The sequence below is a fragment of the Phytobacter sp. SCO41 genome (assembly GCF_003073275.1).
GTDB classification, from domain to species: Bacteria; Pseudomonadota; Gammaproteobacteria; order Enterobacterales; family Enterobacteriaceae; genus Phytobacter; species Phytobacter diazotrophicus.
The window spans coordinates 2794261-2820339 of record NZ_CP027225.1 but is presented as its reverse complement, the minus strand read 5'-3'; the positions used below and the strand labels follow the sequence as shown (position 1 = coordinate 2820339).

At 54.5% G+C, this 26079-nt stretch carries 21 protein-coding genes and 1 pseudogene; 15 read left to right on the top strand and 7 right to left on the bottom strand.

Annotated elements, in window-relative coordinates; all coding sequences use genetic code 11:
• The first annotated feature begins 258 nt into the window (after nucleotides 1–258).
• The 6 genes and pseudogenes from C5523_RS13720 to C5523_RS13690 all read left to right on the top strand — a co-directional run bounded on the left by C5523_RS13720 (nucleotide 259) and on the right by C5523_RS13690 (nucleotide 6928).
• A complete protein-coding gene (locus C5523_RS13720; protein WP_108701341.1) occupies nucleotides 259–1275 on the top strand; it encodes an LLM class flavin-dependent oxidoreductase in 1017 nt (338 codons plus the stop codon).
• Nucleotides 1272–2393 carry an amidohydrolase gene (locus C5523_RS13715; protein ID WP_108701340.1) on the top strand — a complete coding sequence of 374 codons (1122 nt, stop codon included), beginning with the start codon at nucleotides 1272–1274 and terminating at the stop codon, nucleotides 2391–2393. The genes C5523_RS13720 and C5523_RS13715 overlap by 4 nt, the downstream gene beginning before the upstream one ends.
• A 63-nt stretch (nucleotides 2394–2456) precedes the next feature.
• A pseudogene (locus C5523_RS27425) lies at nucleotides 2457–4718 on the top strand (NtaA/DmoA family FMN-dependent monooxygenase).
• Nucleotides 4719–4728: 10 nt separating this feature from the next.
• A complete protein-coding gene (locus tag C5523_RS13700; protein WP_107223090.1) occupies nucleotides 4729–5238 on the top strand; it encodes a GNAT family N-acetyltransferase in 510 nt (169 codons plus the stop codon).
• A gap of 9 nt (nucleotides 5239–5247) precedes the next feature.
• Nucleotides 5248–6171, top strand: coding sequence for an amino acid ABC transporter permease (locus C5523_RS13695; protein WP_079497464.1), 924 nt, complete (start codon nucleotides 5248–5250; stop codon nucleotides 6169–6171).
• Nucleotides 6155–6928, top strand: coding sequence for an amino acid ABC transporter ATP-binding protein (locus tag C5523_RS13690; protein WP_079497463.1), 774 nt, complete (start codon nucleotides 6155–6157; stop codon nucleotides 6926–6928). Before C5523_RS13695 ends, C5523_RS13690 begins: the two co-directional genes overlap by 17 nt.
• 48 nt (nucleotides 6929–6976) lie before the next feature.
• Here C5523_RS13690 and C5523_RS13685 read toward each other — a convergent pair whose 3' ends face one another.
• Both C5523_RS13685 and C5523_RS13680 read right to left on the bottom strand, forming a co-directional pair.
• On the bottom strand, nucleotides 6977–8287 hold the full coding sequence (locus tag C5523_RS13685) for an MFS transporter (RefSeq protein WP_071194157.1): 1311 nt from the start codon (nucleotides 8285–8287) through the stop codon (nucleotides 6977–6979).
• 580 nt (nucleotides 8288–8867) lie between these two features.
• A complete protein-coding gene (locus C5523_RS13680; RefSeq protein ID WP_108701338.1) occupies nucleotides 8868–10064 on the bottom strand; it encodes an L-talarate/galactarate dehydratase in 1197 nt (398 codons plus the stop codon).
• Nucleotides 10065–10380: 316 nt separating this feature from the next.
• Here C5523_RS13680 and C5523_RS13675 point away from each other — a divergent pair, with 316 nt between their 5' ends.
• From C5523_RS13675 to pptA, 4 genes are read left to right on the top strand one after another with little or no spacing between them, the layout of a single operon-like run.
• Complete coding sequence (locus C5523_RS13675) at nucleotides 10381–11394, top strand: LacI family DNA-binding transcriptional regulator (RefSeq protein WP_108701337.1); 1014 nt, start codon at nucleotides 10381–10383, stop codon at nucleotides 11392–11394.
• A 4-nt stretch (nucleotides 11395–11398) separates the two neighbouring features.
• Nucleotides 11399–11929: an AAA family ATPase gene (locus C5523_RS13670; protein WP_039079071.1), complete on the top strand. Its 531-nt coding sequence runs from the start codon at nucleotides 11399–11401 to the stop codon at nucleotides 11927–11929.
• Between the two features lie 32 nt (nucleotides 11930–11961).
• The gene (locus C5523_RS13665; RefSeq protein WP_107223093.1) at nucleotides 11962–12579 is read left to right on the top strand and encodes a glutathione S-transferase family protein; all 618 of its coding nucleotides are present in this window, start codon (nucleotides 11962–11964) and stop codon (nucleotides 12577–12579) included.
• 55 nt (nucleotides 12580–12634) lie between these two features.
• Nucleotides 12635–12865 carry a tautomerase PptA gene (gene pptA / locus C5523_RS13660; RefSeq protein WP_039079069.1) on the top strand — a complete coding sequence of 77 codons (231 nt, stop codon included), beginning with the start codon at nucleotides 12635–12637 and terminating at the stop codon, nucleotides 12863–12865.
• A gap of 102 nt (nucleotides 12866–12967) precedes the next feature.
• Here pptA and C5523_RS13655 read toward each other — a convergent pair whose 3' ends face one another.
• The 3 genes from C5523_RS13655 to C5523_RS13645 are packed head-to-tail and all read right to left on the bottom strand — an operon-like array spanning nucleotide 12968 to nucleotide 17607.
• Nucleotides 12968–14587 carry a carbohydrate porin gene (locus tag C5523_RS13655; RefSeq protein ID WP_108701336.1) on the bottom strand — a complete coding sequence of 540 codons (1620 nt, stop codon included), beginning with the start codon at nucleotides 14585–14587 and terminating at the stop codon, nucleotides 12968–12970.
• Between the two features lie 42 nt (nucleotides 14588–14629).
• Nucleotides 14630–16012, bottom strand: coding sequence for a glycoside-pentoside-hexuronide (GPH):cation symporter (locus tag C5523_RS13650; protein ID WP_108701335.1), 1383 nt, complete (start codon nucleotides 16010–16012; stop codon nucleotides 14630–14632).
• Nucleotides 16013–16035: 23 nt separating this feature from the next.
• Nucleotides 16036–17607 carry a family 78 glycoside hydrolase catalytic domain gene (locus C5523_RS13645; protein WP_108701334.1) on the bottom strand — a complete coding sequence of 524 codons (1572 nt, stop codon included), beginning with the start codon at nucleotides 17605–17607 and terminating at the stop codon, nucleotides 16036–16038.
• A 204-nt stretch (nucleotides 17608–17811) separates the two neighbouring features.
• Here C5523_RS13645 and C5523_RS13640 point away from each other — a divergent pair, with 204 nt between their 5' ends.
• Nucleotides 17812–18639, top strand: a complete 828-nt coding sequence (locus tag C5523_RS13640) for a helix-turn-helix domain-containing protein (protein ID WP_108701333.1) — start codon at nucleotides 17812–17814, stop codon at nucleotides 18637–18639.
• An 86-nt stretch (nucleotides 18640–18725) separates the two neighbouring features.
• Here C5523_RS13640 and C5523_RS13635 read toward each other — a convergent pair whose 3' ends face one another.
• Nucleotides 18726–19298 carry a flavin reductase family protein gene (locus tag C5523_RS13635; RefSeq protein ID WP_039079068.1) on the bottom strand — a complete coding sequence of 191 codons (573 nt, stop codon included), beginning with the start codon at nucleotides 19296–19298 and terminating at the stop codon, nucleotides 18726–18728.
• A 194-nt stretch (nucleotides 19299–19492) separates the two neighbouring features.
• Here C5523_RS13635 and C5523_RS13630 point away from each other — a divergent pair, with 194 nt between their 5' ends.
• A complete protein-coding gene (locus tag C5523_RS13630; RefSeq protein WP_108701332.1) occupies nucleotides 19493–20587 on the top strand; it encodes a malate/lactate/ureidoglycolate dehydrogenase in 1095 nt (364 codons plus the stop codon).
• A 36-nt stretch (nucleotides 20588–20623) separates the two neighbouring features.
• On the opposite strand, the gene C5523_RS13625 is transcribed toward C5523_RS13630, so the two are convergent.
• Nucleotides 20624–22423, bottom strand: coding sequence for a diguanylate cyclase (locus C5523_RS13625; RefSeq protein ID WP_108701331.1), 1800 nt, complete (start codon nucleotides 22421–22423; stop codon nucleotides 20624–20626).
• A 243-nt stretch (nucleotides 22424–22666) separates the two neighbouring features.
• Here C5523_RS13625 and C5523_RS13620 point away from each other — a divergent pair, with 243 nt between their 5' ends.
• From C5523_RS13620 to C5523_RS13610, 3 genes are read left to right on the top strand one after another with little or no spacing between them, the layout of a single operon-like run.
• Nucleotides 22667–23368 carry an ABC transporter ATP-binding protein gene (locus C5523_RS13620; RefSeq protein ID WP_108701330.1) on the top strand — a complete coding sequence of 234 codons (702 nt, stop codon included), beginning with the start codon at nucleotides 22667–22669 and terminating at the stop codon, nucleotides 23366–23368.
• Nucleotides 23365–24327 (top strand): ABC transporter substrate-binding protein, encoded by a 963-nt coding sequence (locus tag C5523_RS13615; RefSeq protein WP_079497456.1) that lies wholly within the window; start codon nucleotides 23365–23367, stop codon nucleotides 24325–24327. Before C5523_RS13620 ends, C5523_RS13615 begins: the two co-directional genes overlap by 4 nt.
• A 42-nt stretch (nucleotides 24328–24369) precedes the next feature.
• Complete coding sequence (locus C5523_RS13610; protein ID WP_108701329.1) at nucleotides 24370–26025, top strand: iron ABC transporter permease; 1656 nt, start codon at nucleotides 24370–24372, stop codon at nucleotides 26023–26025.
• Nucleotides 26026–26079 lie beyond the last annotated feature (54 nt).

The following is a 26079-nucleotide window of genomic DNA, read 5'->3' as shown; positions in this document are numbered from 1 at the left end:
GTTACTTGACAGTTTAACTGATTCAATATGGCGAAAAAGACGGCAGAAATGACTAAGCATGCAAAAGGAAAGACGATGTCGGCGAGGTTGCACGGCACAGGGGAATGCGGCCTTATTCATAAGCGCAAATAATGACTACCGTCCCTCTGCGGGGGCTACTTTGCAAATTTTTTGCTTATTTAATGTAAATTAATTGTTTCACAAGGCCGTAAGCCCATTCCAATAATGCAGACATGTTACCCAATAAGAGCGTGCTGCATGTCTTATCGTCTGAGTTTGCTGGATAAAAGCCCGATTGCGGAAAATGAAACCGCACAGGATGCGCTGAACCGTACGTTACAACTGGCGCAACAGGCAGAAAGAGGCGGCTTTCACCGCTTCTGGATTGCGGAACATCACAATACGTCCCAACTCGCCAGCCCATCCCCTGAACTGCTTATCGCCTGGATTGCCGGACAAACGCAGCGGATCCGCATCGGCTCCGGCGGCGTCATGTTGCAACACTACAGCCCTTATAAAGTCGCGGAAAACTTCAACGTGCTGGCTTCGCTGGCTCCTGGCCGTATCGATATCGGTATCGGTAAAGCGCCAGGCGGACTGCCTCTGTCCACGCGCGCATTACAGCGAGGATTGCATCCGGAAGATAAGGGGAGCTTTGCCGACCAACTCGGTGAGCTGGATAACTGGCTTAACGCGAAGCAGGCTACTGCCGATGCGGAATCTCTGGCCGCCACGCCGCTTCCCACAGAACGTGCGCAGGGGTTTCTGCTCGGCGCGAGCCTTGAGAGCGCGAAACTGGCGGCGAAACTCGACTGGAATTTCGTTTTTGCGGCCCATCTCAATGGCGACAGAACATTGCTACGTGACGTTGTCACGCAGTGGCGAGCGCTGAGCCAGCGAGACCTGATTGTCGCCGTGCAGGTGATTGTTGCCGACACGCAAAACGATGCCGAACGGCTGGCGCAGCAGGTGGAGATTTGGGGTGTTGAACTGGAAAACGGTCAACGGGTCAGCGTTGCCAACGAAGCCCAGGCTCAGGCCTTCGCACGTCAGGCCGGAAGCCCGGCGGTACGAATTTTCCGCCGGGAACCGTCGCTGATTAAAGGCACCGCAGAAACTGTGCTGGCCGGGCTGGATGCGCTGGCAGCGGAATTTGGCGTGGATGAGTTCATTCTTGATAACCCGTTGGTTGACCCCAATGCGCGTATTGCTTCATTGCGCCTGCTGAGTGAATCCTGGCGGCAAAGCACGGTTATCCAGGAGGTGGCGCAATGAGTTTTGCTCAACAATTGATAGACTGGCGGCGTGAGTTGCATCAGTACCCGGAACTGTCGTTACAGGAGTTTGAAACCAGCCGCCGGGTAAGTCACTGGCTGGAAAATGCCGGGCTGCGCTTAGTCCCCATCACTTTGCCTACGGGCGTGGTCGCGGAGGTGGGCAGTGGCGACAAGGTGATTGCTCTGCGCGCGGACATTGATGCATTACCGATTGAAGAGGCGGTCGACGTGCCTTATGCCTCGCGCAATAAAGGGGTGATGCATGCCTGCGGCCATGACATCCATACCAGTGTCATGCTCGGCGCGGCACTGTTGCTAAAAGAGAAAGAATCCGCTTTACCGGGACGCGTGCGGCTGATCTTCCAGCCTGCGGAAGAGAATTTCGGCGGCGCAAAGCGGCTCATTCAGGCGGGCTTGCTAAACGGTGTCAGCGCTATTTTTGGCATGCACAATGAGCCTGGCCTGCCCGTGGGCACGTTCGCCACGCGCGGCGGCCCGTTTTATGCCAACGTTGACCGCTTTGTCGTGCAGGTCGGCGGTAAAGGGGCGCACGCCGCGCGTCCCCATGAAGGTAATGACGCCATCCTGCTCGCCAGCCAGCTTGTGGTCGCGCTACAAACCATCGCCAGCCGGAATGTGGATACCCTGGATTCGGTGGTACTGAGTGTTACCCGGATGCAGGGCGGTAATACCTGGAATGTGCTGCCGGAGCAGGTCGAACTGGAAGGCACGCTGCGTACCCACCGCAATGAGGTGCGTGAGAAAGTGAAGGTGCGCGTCAATGATATCGCTGCCGGACTGGCCCGCGCCTTTGATGCAGAGATCACCGTGCGCTGGTTCGAAGGCCCATCGGCGCTGGTTAACGATGAACGCTGGGCCGCCTTTACCCGCGACGTTGCGGACTGGCACGGCTATGACACGCAGGTCGCACAGTTGCATATGGGCGGGGAAGATTTTGCCGTCTATCTCGAACATATTCCCGGTGCGTTTGTCAGTATTGGCAGCGCCAGTGAATATGGCTTGCACCATCCGTCGTTTAATCCTGATGAAGCATTAATTGAAGACGCCGCACGCTATTTCGCGTTGCTGGCTGAAAAAGCCTTACTCCAGCCATAACGGAATAAAACAACCTGGGGCAACAGCTCCGGGGAACCTGTTGCCTGAAAATGAGGATGGATTATGTCACAAGCTCGTCAACTGCGCCTGGGCACCATATTGCATGGCGCATCCGGAAATATGTCCGCGTGGCGACACCCGGCAGCCAAAGCCGACGCCAGTATTAATTTTGCTTTTGTTCAGGAAACGGCATTAAAAGCCGAAGAGGGAAAACTCGATTTTTTATTTGTCGCCGATGGCTTATATATTAATGAAAAATCCATTCCTCATTTTCTAAACCGTTTTGAACCCATCACCGTATTATCGGCACTGGCGAGCGTCACCCGCCATTTAGGGCTGGTTGGCACGTTGTCGACCTCCTATAGCGAACCTTTTACCGTGGCGCGTCAGTTTGCCAGCCTCGACCATTTAAGCAACGGGCGCGCGGGCTGGAACGTCGTCACCTCGCCGCTGGAGGGCTCGGCAAAAAACTTTTCTCGCCAGCAGCACCCGGAACATGCGCTGCGTTATCGCATCGCCGATGAATATCTGGACGTGGTGAAAGGACTTTGGGACTCCTGGGAAGAGGATGCTTTTATTCGCGATAAAGCGACAGGGCAATTCTTTGACCCGCAAAAACTGCATACGCTTAATCATCGTGGCGATTTTTTCCAGGTCGCCGGGCCACTGAATATTGGCCGCACGCCACAAGGACGGCCCATTATATTTCAGGCGGGCGCATCTGATGATGGCAAGAAATTAGCGGCACGACACGCCGATGCGATTTTCACCCACCACGAGACGCTCGACGAGGCCAAACATTTTTATCGCGATGTCAAAGCGCAACTGATTAAAAATGGCCGTCGCGAAGATGAATTACATATCTTCCAGGGCGTCAGCGTGATTGTTGGTGATAATGCGCAGGACGTTGAGCAGCAATATCAGACCACCGCAGCGCTGGTCTCCATTCAGGATGCGCTCAATTACCTTGGCCGTTATTTCGAACACCATGATTTTAGTCAGTACCCGCTGGATGAACCTTTCCCGGACATTGGCACTCTGGGGCAAAACAGTTTTCGCAGTACCACCGATGAAATCAAACGTCATGCCCGTGAGCGCCACTTAACGCTGCGTCAGGTGGCGCTGGAGGCGGCCTCACCGCGCCCGCGTTTTTCCGGCACCCCGGAGCAGGTGGCAGACGGCCTGCAACAGTGGTTCGACGAGCGGGCAGCCGACGGTTTTATCATCCAGGGCGGTACGCCGGATACTTTCCCACGCTTTGTCGACACCGTGGTGCCGATTTTGCAGGCTCGCGGTCTGTTCCGTAAGGCCTATCCCGGCACGACCCTGCGCGAAAGTCTTGGTTTACAACAACCTGCGAATCAATTCACAAAACAATAAAGAGAATACGCTATGCAGAAATCATCGCTCCTCCTCGCAGTGACACTGGCGTTCGCGCCGCTGGTCTGGGCCAATGACGTCACGATTAACGGCACCGGCGTTAGCCTTGAAGCTAACAAAACGCCCATTAACACGCCGCGCAATGCCGACGCGGTGGCCCGCTTGCCGAAAGATTATCATCTGGCGGTACCGGGAAAATTTACGGTGGCGGTGGCCGCCCTTAACTCGCCGCCGCTGACGGTCTTTTCTGATGACAACAAAACCCTGCTCGGCAGTGAGGTAGATATCGCCCGTCTGGTTGCCGACAGCCTCGGTCTGGAACTGAACGTGGTGCCGACCTCCTGGGAGGACTGGCCGCTCGGGGTCACCTCCGGCAAATATGATGCGGCAATCAGCAATATCACCGTCACCAAAGCGCGCAAAGAGAAGTTTGATTTCGCCACCTACCGCAAAGATTCCCTCGGCTTTTACGTGAAATCCAGTAGCCCGATCAAAGCCATTGAGAAGGCAGAGGACATCGCCGGGCTGCGTATTATCGTCGGCTCCGGCACCAATCAGGAGGCCATTCTGCTGGCGTGGAATGCGGAAAACGAAAAGAAAGGGCTTAAACCGTTCACCCCGGTCTACACCAAAGATGATGCCGCCCAGACGCTGGCACTGCAGTCCGGTCGTGCGGATGCCTTCTTTGGCCCGAATGTGATTGGCGCCTGGAAAGCCGCGCTGACCAATAAAACCCGTCTGGTAGGCAGCGTGGACGGCGGCTGGCCGAAAGCGGCGCATATCGCGGTCACGCTGAAAAAAGGCAGCGGCCTGGTGGAGCCGGTACAGATTGCGCTTAATGGCGTCATTAAAAATGGCGACTACGAAAAAGTGCTCAATCGCTGGGGTGAGGGCGTTGAGAAGATCCCGACCTCAGAAATCAACCCCGCCGGATTGGGCGACTAAGGAGGCGCAGATGAGCGAACGTTTCCGTGATATCTCCCCCGACGCACCGGAATTGCAGCCCGTGATAGCCGGTCTGTTTGGCGAATATGCCGCCCGTTATGGCGATTATTTTTCTAAAGATGCCGAGGTGGAACTGACGGAGTGGTATCTGCCGCCGCAGGGGCTATTCATTGTGCTGGAGCGTGACGGGGCGATTATCGCCACCGGCGCGTACAAACCGAAAGATGCCCACACGGCGGAAATCAAACGCATCTGGACACAACACACCCTGCGCAAGCAGGGGCTGGCCAGTAGAGTGGTGGCCGAACTGGAACGGCGCGCGGTGCTGGCGGGCTACAGCCGCATCTTTCTGACCACCGGCTTTCGTCAGCCGGAAGCGGTGCAGCTCTATCTTCGCCAAGGGTATGAAGCGCAGTTCGATCTGACGCGCGACCCGGAGGAGTACAGCCAGCCACCGTTCGATGGCCGCCTGCGGTTTACCAAGACCTTAGCGGTCGACACGCTCAGTAAAACTGCCTGAGGGATAAACATGAAAACGACAGAGTCTATCAAAGTTGTCCCGGCACGCTACCCAATGCGGATCGTCGGGGCTGTTATCGCGTTGATCGTACTGGCGATTGTAGTCCAGTCCGTCGCCTTTAACCCACGCTGGGAGTGGCGCGTTTTTGCCCGCTGGTTCTTTGATCCCGTGATCCTGGAAGGTCTGGGTCAGACGCTGTTATTAACGCTACTCGGTACGGCATTAAGCGTTATCTTTGGCGGCGTGCTGGCGCTGGCGCGGTTGTCCAGCTCCTGGCTATTGAGCAGCCTGGCGTGGAGCTATATCTGGCTGTTTCGTTCACTGCCGCTGATTGTGGTACTGATTATTCTCTACAACTTCTCTTATCTCTATGACACGCTGACGATTGGCATTCCGTTTACGCAACTGAGCTGGGCGCACTACGAAACGGTGAATGTGCTGGGGCAATTTTCCACGGCGGTGGTTGGCCTGACGCTGGTGCAAAGCGCCTATACGGCGGAAATCATTCGTGGTGGTTTTTTAGGGGTCGATCACGGGCAGTATGAGGCCGCCGCCGCATTAGGGCTTCCTGCCTGGCGACGCACCTTGCGCATTATTCTGCCGCAGGCGCTGCGGACCATTTTGCCGTCCGGTTTTAATGAAATTATCAGCCTCGCTAAGGGAACGGCGATGGTCTATGTGCTGGCGATGCCGGAGCTGTTCTACACCATTCAGATGATCTACAACCGTACCCAGGAGGTGATCCCGTTACTGATGGTGGGTGCCGTGTGGTATCTGGTGATCACCAGCGTGCTGTCGGTGATTCAGCATCTGGTTGAACGCTGGCTGGCGCGCAGCGAACGTCGCTCCGCCGTCAATTCCCGCCGGGTGCGGGCTACGACACCTGCCCGTGTCGCGCAACCACAGGAGCCGATTCATGCCAGCCTCTCTTAATGGTCATATTTCGATTACCGGGGTCAGCAAATATTTTGGTCGCCATAAGGCGCTGGATGATGTGTCGCTTGAGATCCCGCCAGGCACCGTGACCGTGATTCTCGGACCTTCCGGCTCCGGCAAATCGACGCTTTTGCGCACCATTAATCATCTGGAGCGTGTCGATGAAGGCTTTATTCAGATTGATGGCGACTATATTGGCTATCGCCGCAAAGGGGATAAGCTCTATGAACTGAAAGAGCGCGAGATCCTGCGCCAGCGGGTAAACGTGGGCTATGTGTTTCAGAACTTCAATCTGTTCCCGCACCTCACGGTACTGGAAAACCTGATTGAAGCGCCGATAGCCCATCAGCGGCTCAGTCGCAAAGAGGCCATTGAGCAGGCGTATCAGTTGCTCGATGTGGTAGGGCTGCGCAATAAAGCGGATGCCTGGTCACGCCATCTTTCCGGTGGGCAGCAGCAGCGTATTGCCATTGCCCGCGCGCTGGCGCTGCGCCCACGGGTAATGCTGTTCGATGAACCCACCTCTGCGCTGGATCCGGAACTGGTTGGCGAAGTGCTGGATGTCATCAAAAAGCTGGCCCGTTCCGGTACAACCCTGGTGGTGGTTACGCACGAGATCGGTTTTGCCCGCGAAGTCGCGGATCAGGTGGTGTTTATGGTAGATGGCAAAATTGTGGAGCAGGGCGACAGCGACACGGTGCTCAACCATCCTCAGCATCCAAGGACAAGGCAGTTTTTATCGAAGGTGTTGTGAGAGACGAAAATGCTGCTTCGCCGGATGCGAAGCAGCGTACGTTCATTTTCAGGCGGCGGAAGGCGTAAGTTGAATACGCTCCAGCGAACCGACAATAAACAGATAAGAGAACAGGCCAATTAAGCCCATCGACCCCACATACAAAATGGCGTAATCAAACGACTGGGTACTGGAGAGAATCACCCCAATAACCAGAGGCGTAATAATACTGGCCAGATTGCCGCACATATTAAAGACGCCACCCGCAATGCCCAGCACTTCTTTCGGCGAGGTATCGCTCAGTACGCACCAGCCTAAATTACCGAAGCCTTTGGCGAAGAAGGCCAGGCTCATGGCGGCAATGACCACCACTTCTGACTGGGTGTAGTTTGCCACCACAATCACACAGGAGAGCAACATGCCGCAGATAACCGGGAATTTGCGCGCAGTGGTCAGGCTGTAACCGCGTTTTAATAACCAGTCAGAAAACACGCCGCCCATCAGGCCGCCAATAAACCCGGCGATCGCCGGAATACTGGCAATAAACCCGACCTTGAGAATCGACATCCCTTTTGCCTGATATAAATAGGTCGGAAACCAGGTCAGGAAGAACCAGGTGATAGACGTTACGCAGAACTGACCGATATACACGCCGATCATCATGCGATTCACACAGACGCTTTTGATCTGGGCAAGGGAAATCTTTTCCGATTTCTTCGCATTACCCAGCTCCGGTTCGCCGCCGCCTTCGCGGATATAATCCAGCTCCTGCTGGTTGATTTTCTTGTGCTGTAGCGGGTCGCGAATCTTTGCCAGCCAGACAATTCCCAGCACCACGCCGATAGCGCCGATGTAATAGAACACGTAGTGCCAGCTCATGTTATGCAGGATAAGTGTCATCAGCGGCGTGACAATCCCGAGCGAGATGTACTGTGCGGCCTGATAAACCGCTGTCACGAAACCGCGCTCTTTATTGGGGAACCACTGTACGCTCAGGCGGCTGTTCGCCGGAAAGGCCGGTGCTTCAATCGCCCCCATTAGCAGGCGCAAAATAACCAATACAATTAACGGACTGGCAAAAAGATAAATTGTTCCCTGAAACATGGTGACGATTGACCAGCCAATTAACGCGCAGCCATAAACAAGGCGCGAGCCATATTTATCCAGCAGCCATCCGCCGGGGATTTGCATAATGACATACGAAATGCCGAATGCCGAAAAGGCCAGTCCGAGTGCTTCTGGATCAAAGCCTAATTCTTTACTCATGATAGGGGCGACCACTGAAAGGGTCGCGCGGTCAGCATAGTTAAATACCGTAGCCAGAAATAAGAAAATAAGAATACCGTGGCGCACGCTGGTGCGCTTAATAACATTACTCATAATCGATTCCTCGACGAGGTTTCCCCCGACGTGTGTATTAAACGGGAATGGCTCCGTCGGTTATTTACTTCGTGGCGTTGACCGAACGGACAAGCAGGCCGGCCAGCGGCAGCACGCGGTTGCTATGGCAGAGTGGGTACGTTGTCTCTCGGCATAAGATGGCGCCAGTACAGGCACTCAAAGTCATGGAACACTCCTTTTCTTTATGTATGTTTGCGCTAACATTTATATAAAAATACCCAGAGCGGATCCATAATAAATGTATAAATGTGCCCTCACGATCACATATATTCTGCAATTGCATTATTTATGTGGGAAATTAAAAGATCTTAATCGGCTGCTGTTTTTTAAAGGTAAATGGGTAAGCGTAATAAATATATTTAAAAGTGACGGGCAGGGATAATGCCAGGATGTTGACGCAACCTGTGACTGTAACGGGTTATTTATATTGCGTGCGCGAGAAATAAAAAACGCTGCTCCGTCGGGAGTACAATAATATGGCGAAACAGCGGGGCATAACTATGCCAGTCTTCATGCTGCAATAAATAAAGACGGGAATATTTCCCGTCTTTATGACCTGTTACGGACGTTTGCCAAATTCACAGCTTAGCTGAGTCCAGGCGCGCGCTTGTTCACTCAGCGTGAAGCCCAGTCCATGACGGTCGGAGACGTACATGCGGCCATCGCGCAGTTCAAGCTGCTCATTAAACAGCGGGTTCAGCCATTCGAAGTGCTCCAGCCACGGCTCAAGCGGGTAGGCGGCAGAGAGGTGCAGGTGCACTTCCATGGCAAAGTGCGGGGCCAGTTTACGGCCATGCTTCGCGGCCAGATCCATGATTTTCAGGAACGGAGAGATACCGCCAACGCGTGGGGCATCCGGCTGAACGAAGTCGCTGGCGTTGCCCAGAATAAGCTGTTCGTGTTCGCGGAAACTGGTCAGCATTTCACCGGTCGCGATGGGCGTATCCAGTGCGGCGGCCAGTTGGGCGTGGCCTTCCACGTCGTAGGCGTCCAGCGGCTCTTCAATCCAGATCAGATTGAACTGCTCCATTTTACGCCCCATGCGAATGGCGGTCTCGCGGTCCCATTGCTGGTTCGCGTCAACCATCAGCGGGAAATCATCGCCCAGTGCTTCACGCACGGCGGTCAGACGACGGATATCCTCTTTGGTGTCCGGCTGACCGACTTTCAGTTTGATACCCCCGATGCCATTTTCACGGGAGATCACCACGTTTTTCAGAACCTGATCCAACGGTGTGTGCAGGAAGCCGCCTGAGGTGTTGTAGCACTGTACGGAATCACGGTGCGCACCAAGCAGTTTTGCCAGCGGCAGACCGGCACGTTTTGCTTTCATATCCCAAAGCGCGATGTCGATAGGGGAGATGGCCTGTACGGCCATACCGCTACGGCCTACGGATGCGCCAGCCCACAGCAGTTTGCTGTAAATTTTGTCGATATCGTTCGGGTCTTCGCCCAGCAGATTATCGGCAATTTCTTTGGCGTGAGCATAAATACCCTGGCCGCCTGCACGTTTCGAGTAGCTGAAACCGACGCCTTCGAAACCGTCACGGCTGCGAATTTCCGCGATGATAATGGCAACTTCGATCAGCGGTTTCTGACGACCGGTCAGCACTTTCGCATCACTTACGGGGGTAGCCAGCGGCAGGAACGCGAGGGAGAGTTTTACCCACTCGATACGGTCGCCGGTTTCGGCGGCAGTTTTAACACCCTGCGCTTTGGCATAGGTTACAGCAGCGGAATTCGCACTTACGGTCATGATTGACTCCTGTGAACGGTAATAATGTTTGCGCTAACATTTTTAATTCAGTTGAGAATAGACCGCCAGCATTTTGCCGTCAATATGTACAATTGATCACAATAAGAGACGTCAAAGAGAGGTTTTATTTGTGCTGGTTCACACTTCAAAACAGTTTGTGAAATTGTCCAACTCTAAATGATATCGCTAACATTACGGTGTGATTCTGTTTTTAATCTACTGATTTTAAAGCTGATTAAAATAATGAGAGAGAAGCGAATTAAGCTAACAAATCGCTTATAATCCCAGTCACAAAAAGAAGCCGTTGTGAGTTTACATGTCGAAAACCTCTCGTCCTGTGCCCCCCAGGGCCCCCACATTAGAAGATGTCGCCCGCGCGGCGGGGTTGTCATCAATGACCGTCAGCCGGGCACTGAACACCCCGCAACTGGTGCGTCCTAAAACCGTGGAAAAAGTGCTCGCGGCGGTCAAGGCCACCGGCTACATCCCCAACGCGCTGGCGGGGGGGCTGGCGTCCCGGCGCAGCAAACTGATTGCCGTTGTGGTCCCGCAAATCAATAACAGCATGTTTGTCGATACCATTCAGTCGATAAGCGATGAGCTGGCGGTACGCGGTTATCATATGCTGCTGTGTGTGGCGGGTTACGCCCAGCAAACGGAAGCAGAGCTGGTGGCTACGCTCTTATCACGTCGTCCGGACGGTATTGTCCTCACAGGGATCCACCACTCAACGGAATTAAAGCGTGTGATCCTCAATGCCAGCGTACCGGTGGTAGAAATCTGGGATCTCACCCCCACACCATTGGATATGCTGGTGGGCTTTTCCCATGAAAAAGTGGGGGAGGCAACGGCGGATTATTTGCTGCATAAAGGCTATAAACGCCCCGGCTTGCTGTGGACGGTAGATAATCGTGCGGCGCTGCGTAAAAGCGGACTGTGCGAGGCGCTGGCGCGTAATGATATTCGCGAGCCCGCTTTTGTGGATGTCTCGCTCCCGGCGCGTTTTGCCTCGGGGCGGCAGGGGCTTCGCGATTTGCTGAAAAAGGGTAGCTTCGATGTGATTGTTTGCAGTTCGGATACCCTTGCTCAGGGGGCGATTGTTGAAGCACAGGCCAGCGGATTACGGGTGCCACAGGATCTGGCGGTGATTGGCTTTGGCGATCTGGATTTTGCCGCCGATACCCATCCCTCCATCACAACGGTCAGCGTCGACCGGCAGGTTATCGGTCAACGTGCCGCTACGCTGCTGGCGGATCGCATCGAAGGGCTGCCTCAGCAAGAAACCATTGTGGATATTGGATTTCATTTTGTAGAAAGAGATTCGGCATAACGCTATGAAAATTAATGTGATCGGCACTAGTGGTAGCGGTAAAAGCACGCTTTCGCGGCGGCTGGCCGCGCAACTTAATGTGCCGTATATCGAAATGGACAGGCTTTACTGGCTGCCGGAGTGGCAAGGGCGCAGTGATGAGGACTTCTACGCATTGTTAGAAGAGACGCTGAATGCCACGCCAGGCTGGGTACTGGACGGCAATTACAACCGATCGCGGCCGATCAAATGGCGGGATGTCGATCTGGTTATCTGGCTGGATTACGGTTTCTGGCGTACCCTGCGCCAGGCGGTGCTTCGGGTGATTCGCCGGGCATGGCAGGGAAAAGAGCTGTGGCCTGGCACCGGCAATACGGAAAGTTTCCGCCGCGCATTCTTAAGCCGCGAGTCAATCCTCATCTGGACATTAAAAACCTGGCGCCATAACCGGGTACGTTACGCGGCCGATATGGCCAACCCGCAGTATCAACACATCCGCTTTGTGCGTCTTACCAGCCCACAGCAGGTCGACACCTTTCTTGCCAGTTTGACGTAGACTTACTGTTCACTCGCAAGAAAGGAGGTCATATGATCACCGTTTATGGCGCACCCGGCTGGGGTTCAGCCATCAGTGAGCTGATGCTGACGCTGGCGGATATCCCTTATCAGTTTGAGAATGTTGAAGGGTTCGATTCGCCGGGGCATAACCAGGAAAAATTGCTGAAACTCAACCCGCTTTGCCAGGTGCCTACGCTGCAACTTGACGATGGCAGCATCATGACGGAATCGGCTGCCATTGCGTTAATGATCCTCGATGAACACCCGCATCTGGCGCCGCCGACGGGCACGCCTGAACGTAATCAGTTCTGGCGGCTGTTGGTCTGGCTGGTGGCAAATGTTTACCCGACATTCACCTATGCCGACTATCCCGAACGCTTCGTTCCCGGTGCGGCGCAAGAACTGCGCGACCACTGTATCGCGTATCGTAAATCACTCTATATCTGGCTGGAACAGCAATTACACGCCACGCCGTACGCGTTTGGCGAACAGCTAACGTTGTTGGATATCTATATCTGTGTAATCAGAACCTGGGGGCCACGGCATGACTGGTTTAAGGAAAACACGCCGAAAATCAGCGCGATTGCCGATGCGGTTTGCGCGCAACCCAGGCTGCAGTCCGTTTTGCGCCGTAACGACATTATTTGATAACTGACGTTTTTTCAGTGTGGTAGGTTGGTTGTCCCACTATAAGGAGCACACCATGCCACATGTTGATATCAAATGTTTTCCCCGTGACCTGAACGATGAGCAAAAAACCGCGCTGGCGGCCGATATCGCCGATGTGATCACACGTCATTTAAGCAGCAAAGACAGTTCCATCAGCGTCGCGTTAACCGAAATCGACCCGGATGCGTGGAAAAGCGAAGTATGGGATACGGAAATCGGGCCGCAGATGGACACACTCATTAAGAAGCCCGGTTATCAGATGTAATGGCTTGCGGGGAAATGTCTGCGCACGCTTTTCCCCTCACCCCAACCCTCTCCCCAAAAGGGGCCGGGGGGGGTATCGGCGGGCACCGTGCCCGCCTTTGTTTTAGAACCAAATCTCCGTTTGCACCCCAAAGTTCCAGGTTCCGCCTGCCGTAAAGCCTTTGCTACCAAAGTCATCGTTGACTGCATAGCGGTCAAGCGCTTTATCCCAGTTCATCCATGTCGCGAAAAAGCGAATTTCCGGACGTGCTTTGATATCGAAAATATCACCGACTTTAAATGTCGGCGCGAAGGTCAGTTTGTAGAAGTCGCCTTTCACTTTCTGGTAGCGGTACAGCGTATCGTCGGAGCGGTAGGTGCGTCCGTTCGGGTCGAGGTCCATATACTGCCAGGACGCTTCATAGAGCAGGGCGAAGTTGCGCGTAATGGCCTGTGACGCACGCAGGTTAAAGGAAACCCAGTCATAACGGTCGCCGTCACGATAGCGATCCTCGCTGTGTTGGGCGATAACCGATGGGGCGATTTCCCAGTTTTTTGCCACAGGTAGAATACCGTACGAGGCAAAACGCACCGAGGTGGCGTTATCCGTCAGGTCGCCATCGCTACCCGGCTGGCGTGCTTCTGCGCCAAGGCCGCCACCGTACTGTAACGCCGTTTCCGACACCCCTGGCGCCAGCCCGTAGAATTGCTGCTTGTCATGCCAGGCCAGCATCGTGTAATAGCCGTTTTTAGCGGTATTGTCGCTGCGAAGCGCATAACTTCCGGTGGTCGATGTCCGGTCTTTCAGCGTGTCGTTGCCCTGGGCGGTCATGCCGGTGAGCATCAGTTGCAGGTGGTCACCAAAGAAGTGGTTAGCGGTAAACATCACGTTCTGGACGTCATTGTCGGCGTAATGATCGCTACCCAGATCGCCGAAGTTACGCGCATAGACCGAATAATCGCCGCGTACGTTTTCCCCCCATTGAACGTCATTGATCCCACCGCCGGTCCCGCCGAGGAACATGATATCGCTGTCGGTAAAGTGAATATCGAAGTTATCCCGGTCAAAGCGTTTACCTGCCCAGATAGAGGCATTTTTGACGGGACCGGAGAAATCAGCAAAATTACCCATCTCTACATATAGCTGACGCACGTTGATATGGTGGCTGTCGTTGTCCTGAACCCAGGGATCCGGGTTATTCGCACCGTCGGCAATCATGGTTTTAAAATGCGCCCATGAGCCATCATCAAAAGTCATTTTCTTGCCGAGACTCAGCTCGACATAGTTATCCTTTTCATTGCCCAGACGCCCGACATGCGCATCGCCGTTTAACGAGCTGGCAGGGGAGACGCCAGGGCCGCCTCGCCCACCTTTACCGTGGTTGTTCACCAGCATGCCGGAGCGGGCATAGGCATTAAATTCTACGCCGTCACCGAGCGTACTTTTGCTTGCCTGCGCGTTTACTTTGTTCTCCGTCGCCTGCATTTTTTGCTCACTGACGGTGGTGCGCGCGTTAAGAGCGTGTAATTGTTGCTCTGCGTTTTTGGCCCGGTTCTCGGCGCTGATGGTTCGCTGTTCTGCCGCTTTAGCTCTGGCATTCGCCTCGCTGGCCTGATTGACCGCGTCATTAAGCCGCGATTCCAGCAATGCCAGCCGCTGTTCAACCGTCAGAGCGGCGGCTTGCGCCGTATTTACCCCAAAAAAGGCGCAGCAAACCGCTGCGCTAATCAGTGTGATACGCATAAAAGTCCTTAAAAGTCAGAGGTTTTTTATATTTGAGTGTGGTTATATCGCCGTACGTTCACCCTGTAAGGCGGGTTTATCCGCAGGCGCGTGTTTTCCGGCATCCAGGTCGGCGCGGATGGCTTCGTAATGATCGTCCAGTCGATAAAAACGACCAATCCAGATCATCGAGGCGATGATGAGCGCGGCTGGAATGTAGAGATAGCAGGATTTAATGGCGAGCAGCGCCGTTTCATTCTGGGTGTGGTTGGCAACATAGCCGCCGGAGGAGAGCAGGATACCGGTGATCGCCCCGGCACCGGCCATCGCAACTTTGCCCAGGAAACCGTTGATGGAGGTTAAAATTCCGGCGGTATTGATGCCCGTTTTCCACACGCCGTAATCCACCGGGTCAGCCTGCATCGAAAAGTAGATTGCTGTACGCTGGCCTGCGCCGAGTGAGAGGATGACCGCACCAATCATCAGCCCCAGCGTCTGTACACCAGAGACAATCATCACCGCCATACCAATCAGATTGATGGAACTGGCCACCAGATAGACGTGCCGTTTTTTCATGCGGCTGGCAAGCGCGGGCACCGTTAAGGTTCCGAGCAGGGGAACGAAGGTGGAGATCCCGGCAATAATTGCGGTGAGTTCGACATTACCCACGTAGTAGTGGAAAAAATAGACCAGTGCGCCGGTCTGGAAAAAGAACGCACCCCACATCAGGAAGATATTCAGGGCAAAGACAAACCACGGTTGATTGGATTTCAGGCCCGTCCACGCGCGTTTTAAGGTCATCCGCTCCTGGGTAATGCTGATTTTCTCTTCCACATTGCGAAAGCTGATGAGCAAAAAGAAAGTCGCAATTACGCCAAACACAATCGCCGTGTAGAAAAAACCTTGTGTCTGATTGCCTTTGCCCAGTGTATTGACCAGCGGCAAGGTTGCCACGGCCACAATCGTTGAACCTAATGAGCCCAGCAAAATGCGCACCGTCGACAACGTCGTACGCTCGCGCGAATCATTGGTAATAAAGGGCAGCATCGCGCAGAACGGAATATTGACGATGGTATATAAAAACGACAAACACAGGTACGTTAAAAAGGCATAGATTAATTTACCGGTGGTGCCAAAATCCGGCACATAAAACGCCAGTACACAGAGTAAACCAAAGGGAACCGCGCCGATTAATAAATATGGACGGCAACGCCCCCAGCGCGTTGTCGTATTGTCGATGACCAGCCCCATTAATACATCAGCAACGCCATCGACCAGGCGAGTCACTAAAAACATAATCCCCACGTAATAAGCAGGTAGCTCCATTACATCGGTATAAAAAAACATCAAATAAAGCGAGATTAATTGCCACACAAGGTTACAGGAGAGGTCAGCGATGCCATAACCAACGCGCTGCCGCCACAGGGTAGATGTTATTTCAGCCATAGAAAAACTCACTGTTGTTGTGATTAAAGTCCGTACTGGCGAATAAACCAGGCCGGGGTACAACTCCACGCGTGGCAGTAGCTATTAATTATTTTACTGCCATACGGAGAATACTCAGGACGTTGCGGGTCATACAATTCCCAGAAGGTGTCCGCACCGTGCTTCACCATCGCCCCCCAGTACGCTTTAATTTCGGCCACCGCCTGTTGTTGCAGGCCCGTTTTGAGCAGGGCAGCAATAAAGTGATGACGCAGATAGGGGGTGTTCATGCCGATTTCCGGCGGCTGTGCCAGCAGGCGTTTCATAATCTGACGTTGCTGTTCAGCGCTGCCAACATCGGCCAGGACCAGCCAGACTTGCGAAGCGCAGGAGATCTGCCGATGTGCGCCGCTAACGTAGAAACCGCACGTCTCATCCCAGAATGCGCGGTAAGCCTCGGCTTTCAGGCGCTCCAGCGTTTTTGTCAGTAACGCCGCCTTGCTAACGTCGTAGTCTTTGGCCAGCGACAGGGCGCGCTCAAGGCAGAAGATCAGTACGCCTTGCGAGGCCGCCTGTTTATTCAGCTCGTCATGCCAGTCGATAAACGACCACCAGGTCTCATCGTCACGGACAATTCCACTGGTATCGCAACGCTCAAGCGCCAGCTCAACCTGACGCCAGGCTGTGGGCCACAGTTCTTGTGCGGTCTGCTTGTCGCCAGTGCTGCTGAGGTAGTTAAACAGCACATCGATAAAGAACAGGGCATAGTCGAAAAGAAAGGTGTCGTCGGCAATGACCTCAGGCTGGACGAAGATATTGGCAGACAGCATGCCATCTTCACGGGTGTTACCGGCAAACAGATAGAGGCAGCGGCGTACCAGATCGTGCCGGGCAAAGGTCACGTCGTTAACCAACGCCTGCAGGCGTAAATCTCCCAGCCACAAACGGCGGTCACGTTTGGGACCATCTTCAAAAACGTCCTGCATACAGTTGCGCAGGGTGAGTACCGAGACCGCATCGATTTGCCGCAGTAGCGGATCCGCTGAGTGACAGCGTAGACACTCAGCCGGCGCTGAACTGACGGTGGTGAGAGTCACATTGTCGACGCACAGGCGATATTTACGCGATACCGCCACCACCTCGATTTTCAGGTAGCGCAGGCAGTAGCGACGTGACAGTTCCAGCGTGGCGGGCAACAGATCGATAAATTCATCGTGCTGTTGTAACCAACTGCGACACAGCCACCCCTCATATTCGCTAAACGGTTCGGTGACTTCGCTGAGGGTTTCACCAAACGTCAGGCGGATGTGGGCCGGCGCATCCGGTGGGCTACCCACCGCATGACAGCGTAACGACAAATGCCCCACGCAGTGGGTCCCAAAATCAAGGATCACGCTATCGCCGGAATTCAGTTCCCGTCCATAGAATTCCTCCAGAGTACCGCTGTCTTCGGCGCGCCAGCCGTGAATGGCCTCCACATCAGGCAGGGCAATAACTTGTTGGCGCGGCTGTAACATTGCGCGGTGAAGTTGTGGCTTTAACGCCTCGGCCGTCGCCAGAAAATCGGCGTGGCGCACCATAGTGATACTGGGGTTTTGTTGTAGCGCTTGAGACATGCTGCATCCTCTGTTTTCATTGTGGAGGCAGGATAGAATGTGCAGTGCGCGGCGGGCCACTCCCGGAATGCCAAAGTAGATGCGACAATGGCAATGACAGTGTGGTGATATCGCCTGCGATCACAATTTATTAAACAGGGCTCGTTGTCCCTCCGGCTTTGCATTATTGTGCAGGAAGAGCGTTCCTCATTTTCGGTATCCTGAATGAATAAACTGACAGTTGAGTATTATTTTCCGACGGTAACAACCAAACTTGCGCGTTATTCCAGCGATCCGGAAGACAATGGCTGTGAGCATTGTCATGAGTTTGATGAGTTGGTTATTGTGGAAGAGGGGCACGGTTTGCACGTTATTAATGGCAAGCCTATGTATATTCAGCAAGGAGATGTATTTTTCGTACGCGGCCCTGATTTTCATTTTTACGATGAGCTGGGTACGCTTAAGTTGATTAATATCCTGATTAACCCGATGGTTAATTTCCATTATTTAACAGATATAACCCCATTATTGCTTTCGCTTTCCGGTCAGGAGGCGGCCCGTTATGGCTGGTTAGCCCCCGATACGCGCGCCCAGTGTAAGCTCATTATCGAGAAAATATTCGCATCTGCTATGCAGTCTGAGGATAAATGCGCGCTGCGCGAATCCTGTTTTTTTCAACTGCTCACTACCATTTTGCATGCGCAATCGGAGGCGGAATACAGCAACACCAAATATAAGCTGCATAAGCTTCTACATTACCTTCAGGAAAACTGTTTTCAGGAACATGACTGGTCGCTACTGCCCGAGCAGTTTCACCTGACCAGTCGTACAGCATTTCGTCATATCAAAGAGGCTACCGGCTTAACGCCCGACAGCTATATTAAGCGGCTGCGTTTGGTTTCTGCGCGGGTTAAATTGCGTGAGACTGACGCGACCATCACCGATATTGCCTATCTGTGCGGCTTTGCTAACAGCAACCATTTCACCACGTTGTATAAAAAAGTGTTCGGTATTACGCCGAGTGAAGAGCGACGCCGGATTTCTCGCATCTGATGGTGAAGGGCGGCTCGCCGTTAAGAAGGTCTTAGAGCGGGGGGATTGTCCCCGGTGGCGCTGCGCTTACCGGGGCGAGTTTCAGGTTAACCCGGAACTTTTATCGATTTGCCGCTGGTGACGAAATTGCCGCCACCCAGATGGTGAATGGTGTTCAACTGATCATCATCAAACTGCCAGTGGCCGTTGCTAAAGGCGCGTTCATCCGCAGCGGCGGAGACCACCTCACCAAACAAGGTGTCATACTTTTCCATTGCGGCAGTAGGCGGCAACAGGCGGCATTCCATCCACGCCAGACATTTTTCCTCTACGACCGGCAGCCCCAGTACCGGGCCAGCGATGGCCGGAATACCGTAACAGTTGAATTTATCCTCTTCGCGACCGCTAATGCTGCCCACCGCCCAGGTCCAGCGGGTGGCCGCCACGCCCGGCACCACAATGCCGAACATACCGCTGCGTTCAATTAGCTCACGCGACCAGGCGCTTTTGTCCACCACGATCGCGATGCGGGCGGGGGAAAATTCAACGGGCATTGACCAGGCCGCCGCCATAACATTGCGACGGTCGATACTCTCATCACGGCTGGTAATCAGTATGGTCGGGCCGTGATTCAGCAAGCGGCTGGCGTGATCCAGCGCCACCGGACGGAAAAAACTCATAAGCCACTCCTTCGTTCTGTCGTGCAGGAATTAAAGCACAGATGCCCGGTACTAACACTGTGCATTGCATGTTTATCCCGCACAGAAACAATCTTCAGGTCATTATTCTCTGTGCCCGTACAGTTATTGACCTCAGGCAAGCTCACATGCAGCATGGAAATGCAGACAACAACATAATAAATGGAGAATTATCAATGGATACAGGGCTTCGTCTTCATCCCCAGCGCTTACACCATTTTATCGAGAAAATCCTGCACTATACGGGCAGCGAACCACAGGAAGCTCGCCTGGTTGCGGACCATTTGCTGGCGGCAAACCTTGCCGGACACGATTCTCATGGCGTAGGGATGATCCCGAGCTATGTTCGCTCCCTTGAACAGGGCTACCTGCAACTTAACCGCCATGCCAGCGTGGTGAAAGATATGGGCGCGGTGGTCACCCTGAACGGCAATCAGGCTTTTGGTCAGGTCGCTGCGCATGAGGCTATCTCACTGGGCATTGAAAAGGCCCGACAACATGGCCTTGCCGCCGTTGCGCTTCACAATTCCCATCATATTGGACGTATTGGTTACTGGGCCGAACAGTGTGCCGCAGCCGGTTTTATCTCCATCCATTTTGTCAACGTCGTCGGCGATCCGATGGTGGCCCCGTTTGGCGGAAAAGACAGTCGGTTCGGAACAAATCCTTTTTGCGTAGTTTTCCCCCGGGAAGGGCAATCGCCCCTGTTGCTGGACTACGCAACCAGCGCCATTGCATTAGGAAAAACGCGCGTGGCTTACCACAAAGGCGAGCCGGTGCCCGATGGTTGTCTCATTGACGCGCAGGGGCTTCCCACTAACGACCCGGCGGTTATGCATCGTTCGCCGCTGGGGTCACTGGTGACGTTTGCGCAACATAAAGGCTATGCGCTGGCGGCACTGTGCGAAATTATGGGGGGAGCCTTATCCGGCGGACAGACCACCCATCAGGGCTCTTTGCAGGCCAGCGTCGATGCTATTTTCAACTGTATGACCACCATTATTTTAAACCCGGACATGTTTGCCGCGCCGGATATGCAGCAACAAACGCAGGCTTTCGTTGAATGGGTGAAACAGTCGCCGCATAGTAATGACGAGCCGATTCTGGTGCCAGGCGAGTGGGAAGAGAACAACCGCCGTCTGCGTAAGGCGCAGGGGATTCCGTTGGATCCAGGGAGCTGGCAGGGGATTTGTGCGGCGGCAGTGCGCGCCGGGATGCCGCAGGACGAGGCCGATCGCTTGCAGGCAGACTGTGAGCAAGTGACACTGTAACGAAATGGCTGCGCGCACTGCCGCGCAGCCGACATATCAGGAGGAAAGGTGCGTCTGCGGTGCGTTGGCGTTACGGGCGACCACAATCTGGCCGCGCCCCTGTTCTTTCGCCATATAAAGCGCAAGGTCTGCCGCCCGGATCAGATTTGCCGCCCGCGCATGCTGCGGCCAGGTAGCCAGACCGATCGAGATTGAAACCTGCCCGATATCATGCGACTCATAAAATATGCGATGGTCCAGTACGCTTTGCAGTAACCGTTCAGCCAGTTTTTTGGCATCGGTCTCGCTGGTATCCGGCAAAATAATCAGAAACTCCTCGCCACCGTAGCGGAAGGCAATCCCGTTATCGCCCACCGTATCCTGTAACAACCGGGCAATGTCGCGCAGCACTTTGTCACCCGCTTCGTGTCCATGGCTATCATTAAGCTTTTTAAAGTAGTCGATATCGATCATCAGGCAACTCAGCGAGGTTCCGTTTGCCATCGACTGATCAACCAGGCTGCGAAGGGTCTCATCCAGATTATGGCGATTACGCAACCCGGTCAGCGAATCATGGGTCGCTTTTTCTGTCAGGGTATCGCGCAATATCTGGTTTGCCAGCGCAAGCGCGATGGTCTCTGCCATCAGTTCCAGATAGGCGTAGGTCGGCTCTTTCTGCTGCTCATTATCGAAGGTGAGCAGGCCAATAATCTTGTTTTGCGCGATTAACGGAACACAGATGGCCCGTGCGGCCACCTCCGCCACAAGATGTTCGCAGGGCATATCTACCGAATCGTGCGACGGACAGTGCAGTTGTCCACGTTTTAATGCCCAACAGGCATCGGGGGTAAAGGGGGCATCCTCGCCGGGGGGCAGGAGCCAGCGGGCCGCGCATTTCATGCGGTTTGTCCGCGAATCCAGAATGTAGAGTCGCCCTCCCATGTCGGGGATGATTTTCGGCGCGAAACGGCCGACGACCCTGACAATGCCCGCATGGGAATCACAGCCCTGTAGACGTTGCGTCATCCTCGCCAGCAGTGTGCGCGAAGCCCACTCGGCATCACGTTCTTGCTCCAGACGCTGTCGGGCCAGACCGTTCTCACGAAAAATATGGATGGCCTGCGCCATATCGCCAATTTCATCTACCTGCGCCAGTACCGGTGTTTCCACCGCATAATCTTGTGTCGCCAGCCGGTTCACCACGTCGCTCAGCGTGACCACCGGGCGCAAGATGCGGTGTTTGATAATAAACCCAAGCACAAACAAGAAAAGCAGGGCGGTTATCGCCACCATCACCTCAGACACCGTGCGTAGCCGTTGCGATAGCGCCGTCGCCTCGGCAATGACGCTCGCAGTGCGTTGATCCGCCAGGCTGCGAAAATGGGCAAAACGGTATTCGGCCTGAGCAAGCTGGTCTTCATACTGCTGACCAAAGATGATATTCATGCCTTCATTAATATTGCCCGCTTCCACAGCGGCTATGGCAGCACGCTGCTCATCTTCAAGTTGATCAAAGACTTTAAGGCCATCCCGGAGGATCAATATTTCTGCTGACGTTGCGCCGTTATCATGTAAACCCAGCAGATGGTTTTCGAACTGGACATCGGTCTCCAGCATTTGTCGCCAGGCCTTGATGTTCTCCGGCTGCCGCTTCACCACTGCCTCACGCGCAAGGTCACTCAACGCATAAGCTTCTCGTTCAAGATCATCGGTCAGCGTATCGAAAAGGCGAATCTGGGCGACGGCTTCCCGTTCGGCCCGGTCCGCACCGGATGCGCTGAACAACGCAAAGCCGGAAGAGAGTGTCAGAACAACGGTTGCGATGTATGCAAAATTTGTGATCGTTGCGATACGCACGTAATCACCTTTTTATATTAGGGAAAATCAGGAGAGATCTTCTAAGGGTTTACTATTCTTCTATATAAATCAAGACGCAACATTACCGTAATTTATACGTCACATTTCCTGCCTATAGTCAGCCGCATCAAATCCCAAAGAGGATAACAATATGTATGCTCCCCTGACGTTCGTGCAGGTGGACGCGGCCCGTTGGATGAAGACCACGGGTATCAGACGCTTTCTCATTGTGGGAGAGCGCTAATGGACGCGTTCACAGAAATCCGCCTGGAAGGTGTGTCGTATGCCTTTGGCAGCAACACCGTTCTCAATCAGCTAGATCTCCTTATTCCCGCAGGCACTATCGTGGCATTGCTCGGCCCCTCAGGCTGCGGCAAAAGTACGCTCTTGCGTTTACTTGCCGGATTAACACAACCTGCTGACGGCACCATTACCTTCGGTTCGCGTCTGGTGGCGAAGGCCGGATGGGCGTTGCCGCCGGAGTCCCGTGATATTGGCATGGTTTTTCAGGACTATGCGCTGTGGCCGCATATGACGGTGGAAGAGAATATCGCTTTCCCGTTAAAGATGCGTAATGTCCCGCTCGGTGAACGTGAAGACCGTGTCCTGCAAGCGCTGGCGCGCGTTGGCCTTAGCGAGTTTGCTAAGCGCAAACCCTCCGGGCTCTCGGGTGGCCAGCAGCAGCGAGTGGCGCTGGCACGGGCCATTGTCGCCGAGCCGCGCGTGTTGTTGTTTGATGAACCCCTTTCCAATCTCGACAGTGAGCTGCGCGAATCTTTGTGCCGTGAGATGGCCTCTCTGCTTCGCCAGCTCGGTATAACCGCCGTTTATGTCACCCACGATCGCCGTGAAGCCGAGATCCTCGCTGACCGTATTGTTCATTTGTCTGCCGGTCGTGTAGACGCCATTCGTTCTATTACAACAACCTCAGGGGAAATTGCATGAAAATATCTTTGAAACAAGGAGTTGCTTTAGCCATGGTGTTATCGTCCGCTATGATGTCCAGCGCTCATGCGCTCACCGTTTATACCGCCGGTCCGGGCTCGCTGGCGAAAGGCCTTGCCAGCGGATTTGAGAAAAAAACCGGGGTGAAAGTGGATATCTTCCAGGCCACAACCGGCAAAGTCATGGCGCGCCTTGAAGCTGAGCAGGCCAACCCGCAGGCGGACATTCTGATTTCCGCCTCCTGGGACACCGCAGAAGATCTGCATAACCGTGGCTGGTTGCTGCCTTACCAAAGCGCCAACGCCGAAAAGGTGCCTGAGATGCTCAAAAGTACGGATTATGTCGCCCAGGGCGTTTCCGCGCTGGGTATCGTCTGGAATACCAAAAGCGGTACGCCAGAGCCGAAAGAGTGGAAAGATCTGACGGCGGCTGCGTTTAAAGACAAAGTCACTACCCCGGATCCGGCCCTGTCTGGCGCATCACTGGACCTGCTGATCGGTCTGCAAAACGGCATGGGCGAAGGCGCCTGGACACTGTTTGATGAACTCAAGAAAAACGGCATGGTGGTTAGCGGTCCGAACGCCCAGGCGGTCACACCGGTGATGCAAGGTGCAAAAGCAGCGGTGTTTGGCGCGGTTGACTATGTTACCTATGGCAACATTGAGCAGGGTGAATCACTGAAAGTCATCTTCCCGGCCAGTGGTACCGTGATTGCACCACGTCCCATGATGATCCTCAAATCCACCCAACATGAAGCTGACGCTAAAGCGTTTGTGGACTATGTGCTGTCGCCGGAAGGACAGAAACTGGTGGCCGATGCCTGGCTGATGCCAGCGCGTACCGATGTGCAGGCCAAACGTCCTCTCTTTAACGAGCTGAAAATTCTGCCGACCAAAAACGACGGCACCAGCGAGCGCGGCGCCGTGCTCAAGCGCTTCAACACACTTTTCGCTCAGTAATCATCATCTGACGGGGGCAACCCCGTCTTCTGGATACTCGCCGTGAACCAACGATTAATCTCGCTTGTGACCGTGGCCGTGCTGATGGTTCTGGTCGCGTTGCCGTTGCTGTTTATTGTTCTGCAGGCCGTTTTCCCGCAGTTTAGCGCTGGCTCCTTGCAGGGCGCGTTTTCCGGGTTACGCCCGCTGTTTTCTGAACCTCAACTCCCGGCAATGTTTGCCGGAACGCTGCAAATTGCCGCAGGCGTTGCGCTGCTGAGCGCCTGTATTGGCCTGCCGCTGGGGGTGGCGCGTGGACTGTTCGATTTACCCTGTCCACGGATGTGGGATCTTCTGTTTCTGATCCCGTTTCTGACGCCGCCCTATATTGCGGCGCTCTCCTGGATGCTGGTTTTGCAAACCAATGGCTATCTTGCCCAGTTACTGGGGTTCGATCTCAATGCATTGCTATTCAGCAAAAGCGGGATCGTGCTGGTCATGACACTCAATATTTTTCCGGTCGTTTACTTCGCGGTATCCCGTAGCCTGCTTGCCAGCGGGCAGCGTCTGGCGCTGGTTGCCCGCGTGCATGGCGCAACGCCCTGGCGTGCCTTTTGGCATGTCACGCTGCCTATGCTATCGCCTTCGCTGGCGGCAGGCATGCTGCTGGCCTTCACCCTGGCGATTGAAGAGTATGGCGTACCTGCCGCGTTGGGCACCCGTTCCGGCGTGGTGATGCTGACCGTTGGTATTGAAAAAAAACTGGCCGACTGGCCCATCGACTTGCCGGGCGCCTCCATGCTTTCGCTGATTCTGATCGTGATTGCGCTCAGCGCCTGGTGGTTACAGGGCAAGTTGACCGGTGGAAAGGACGTGACCAGCGTGACGGGTAAACCCACGGAAAATATGGGGGCGAAACTGGGTATCGCGACCGTGCCGGTGGTAGGGGCGATGGCATTTGTCGGCTTTCTGGCAGTGCTGGTGCCGGGGCTGTCCATGGCGATCACCGGCGTGATGTCGACCCTGTCGGGCGGCTTATCACTGGCAAACGCCACGACTGCCCATTATGCCGCGCTGTTTGCTCAGCAGGGCGATGCCTTAACAGCCCTGGGGACCAGTTTGTCACTGGCTTTTGCGTCGGCTTTGATCACCGGTTTTGTCGGGCTGCTTGCCGCCTGGCTTGTGGTGGTTCAGCGCATCAAAGGGCGCAGTGTTATAGACGCCCTGTCGTTGATGCCCGCCGCGCTACCGGGTATTGTGGTCGGGGTAGGGCTGATTCTCTTGTGGAACCGCACGTTCTGGCCCGTCTCGCCGTACAACACCTGGGCTATTTTGCTGCTCTCGTACTGTTGCCTGTTGCTGCCCTGGCCGGTGCGCTATGTCGGGAGTGCGCTGCGTCAGTTAGGCGGGAATCTGGAGCCAGCCGCCCGTGTTCATGGCGCCAGCCCCCTGCAGGCATTGCGTTTTATTGTTCTGCCACTGGTCTTTCCGGCCATGCTGGCGGCGATGCTGATGGTTTTTGCTATCGCGTCGCGTGAGCTGGTGACATCGCTGCTGCTGGCCCCGGCAGGAACGCAAACGGTGGCGGTCTTTATCTGGCGGCAGTTTGAACAGGGATCGGTTGGGCAAGGCATGGCGATGGCGACGCTGACGCTCATTACCGGGCTCGCATTGATGCTGACCGCGCTGGCGATTATGCAGCGGAGCACACAACGATAAATCCACGGCACAAAATCCCCTGTGCCCTGAAAAAAATGAGATATAACAGAAGGA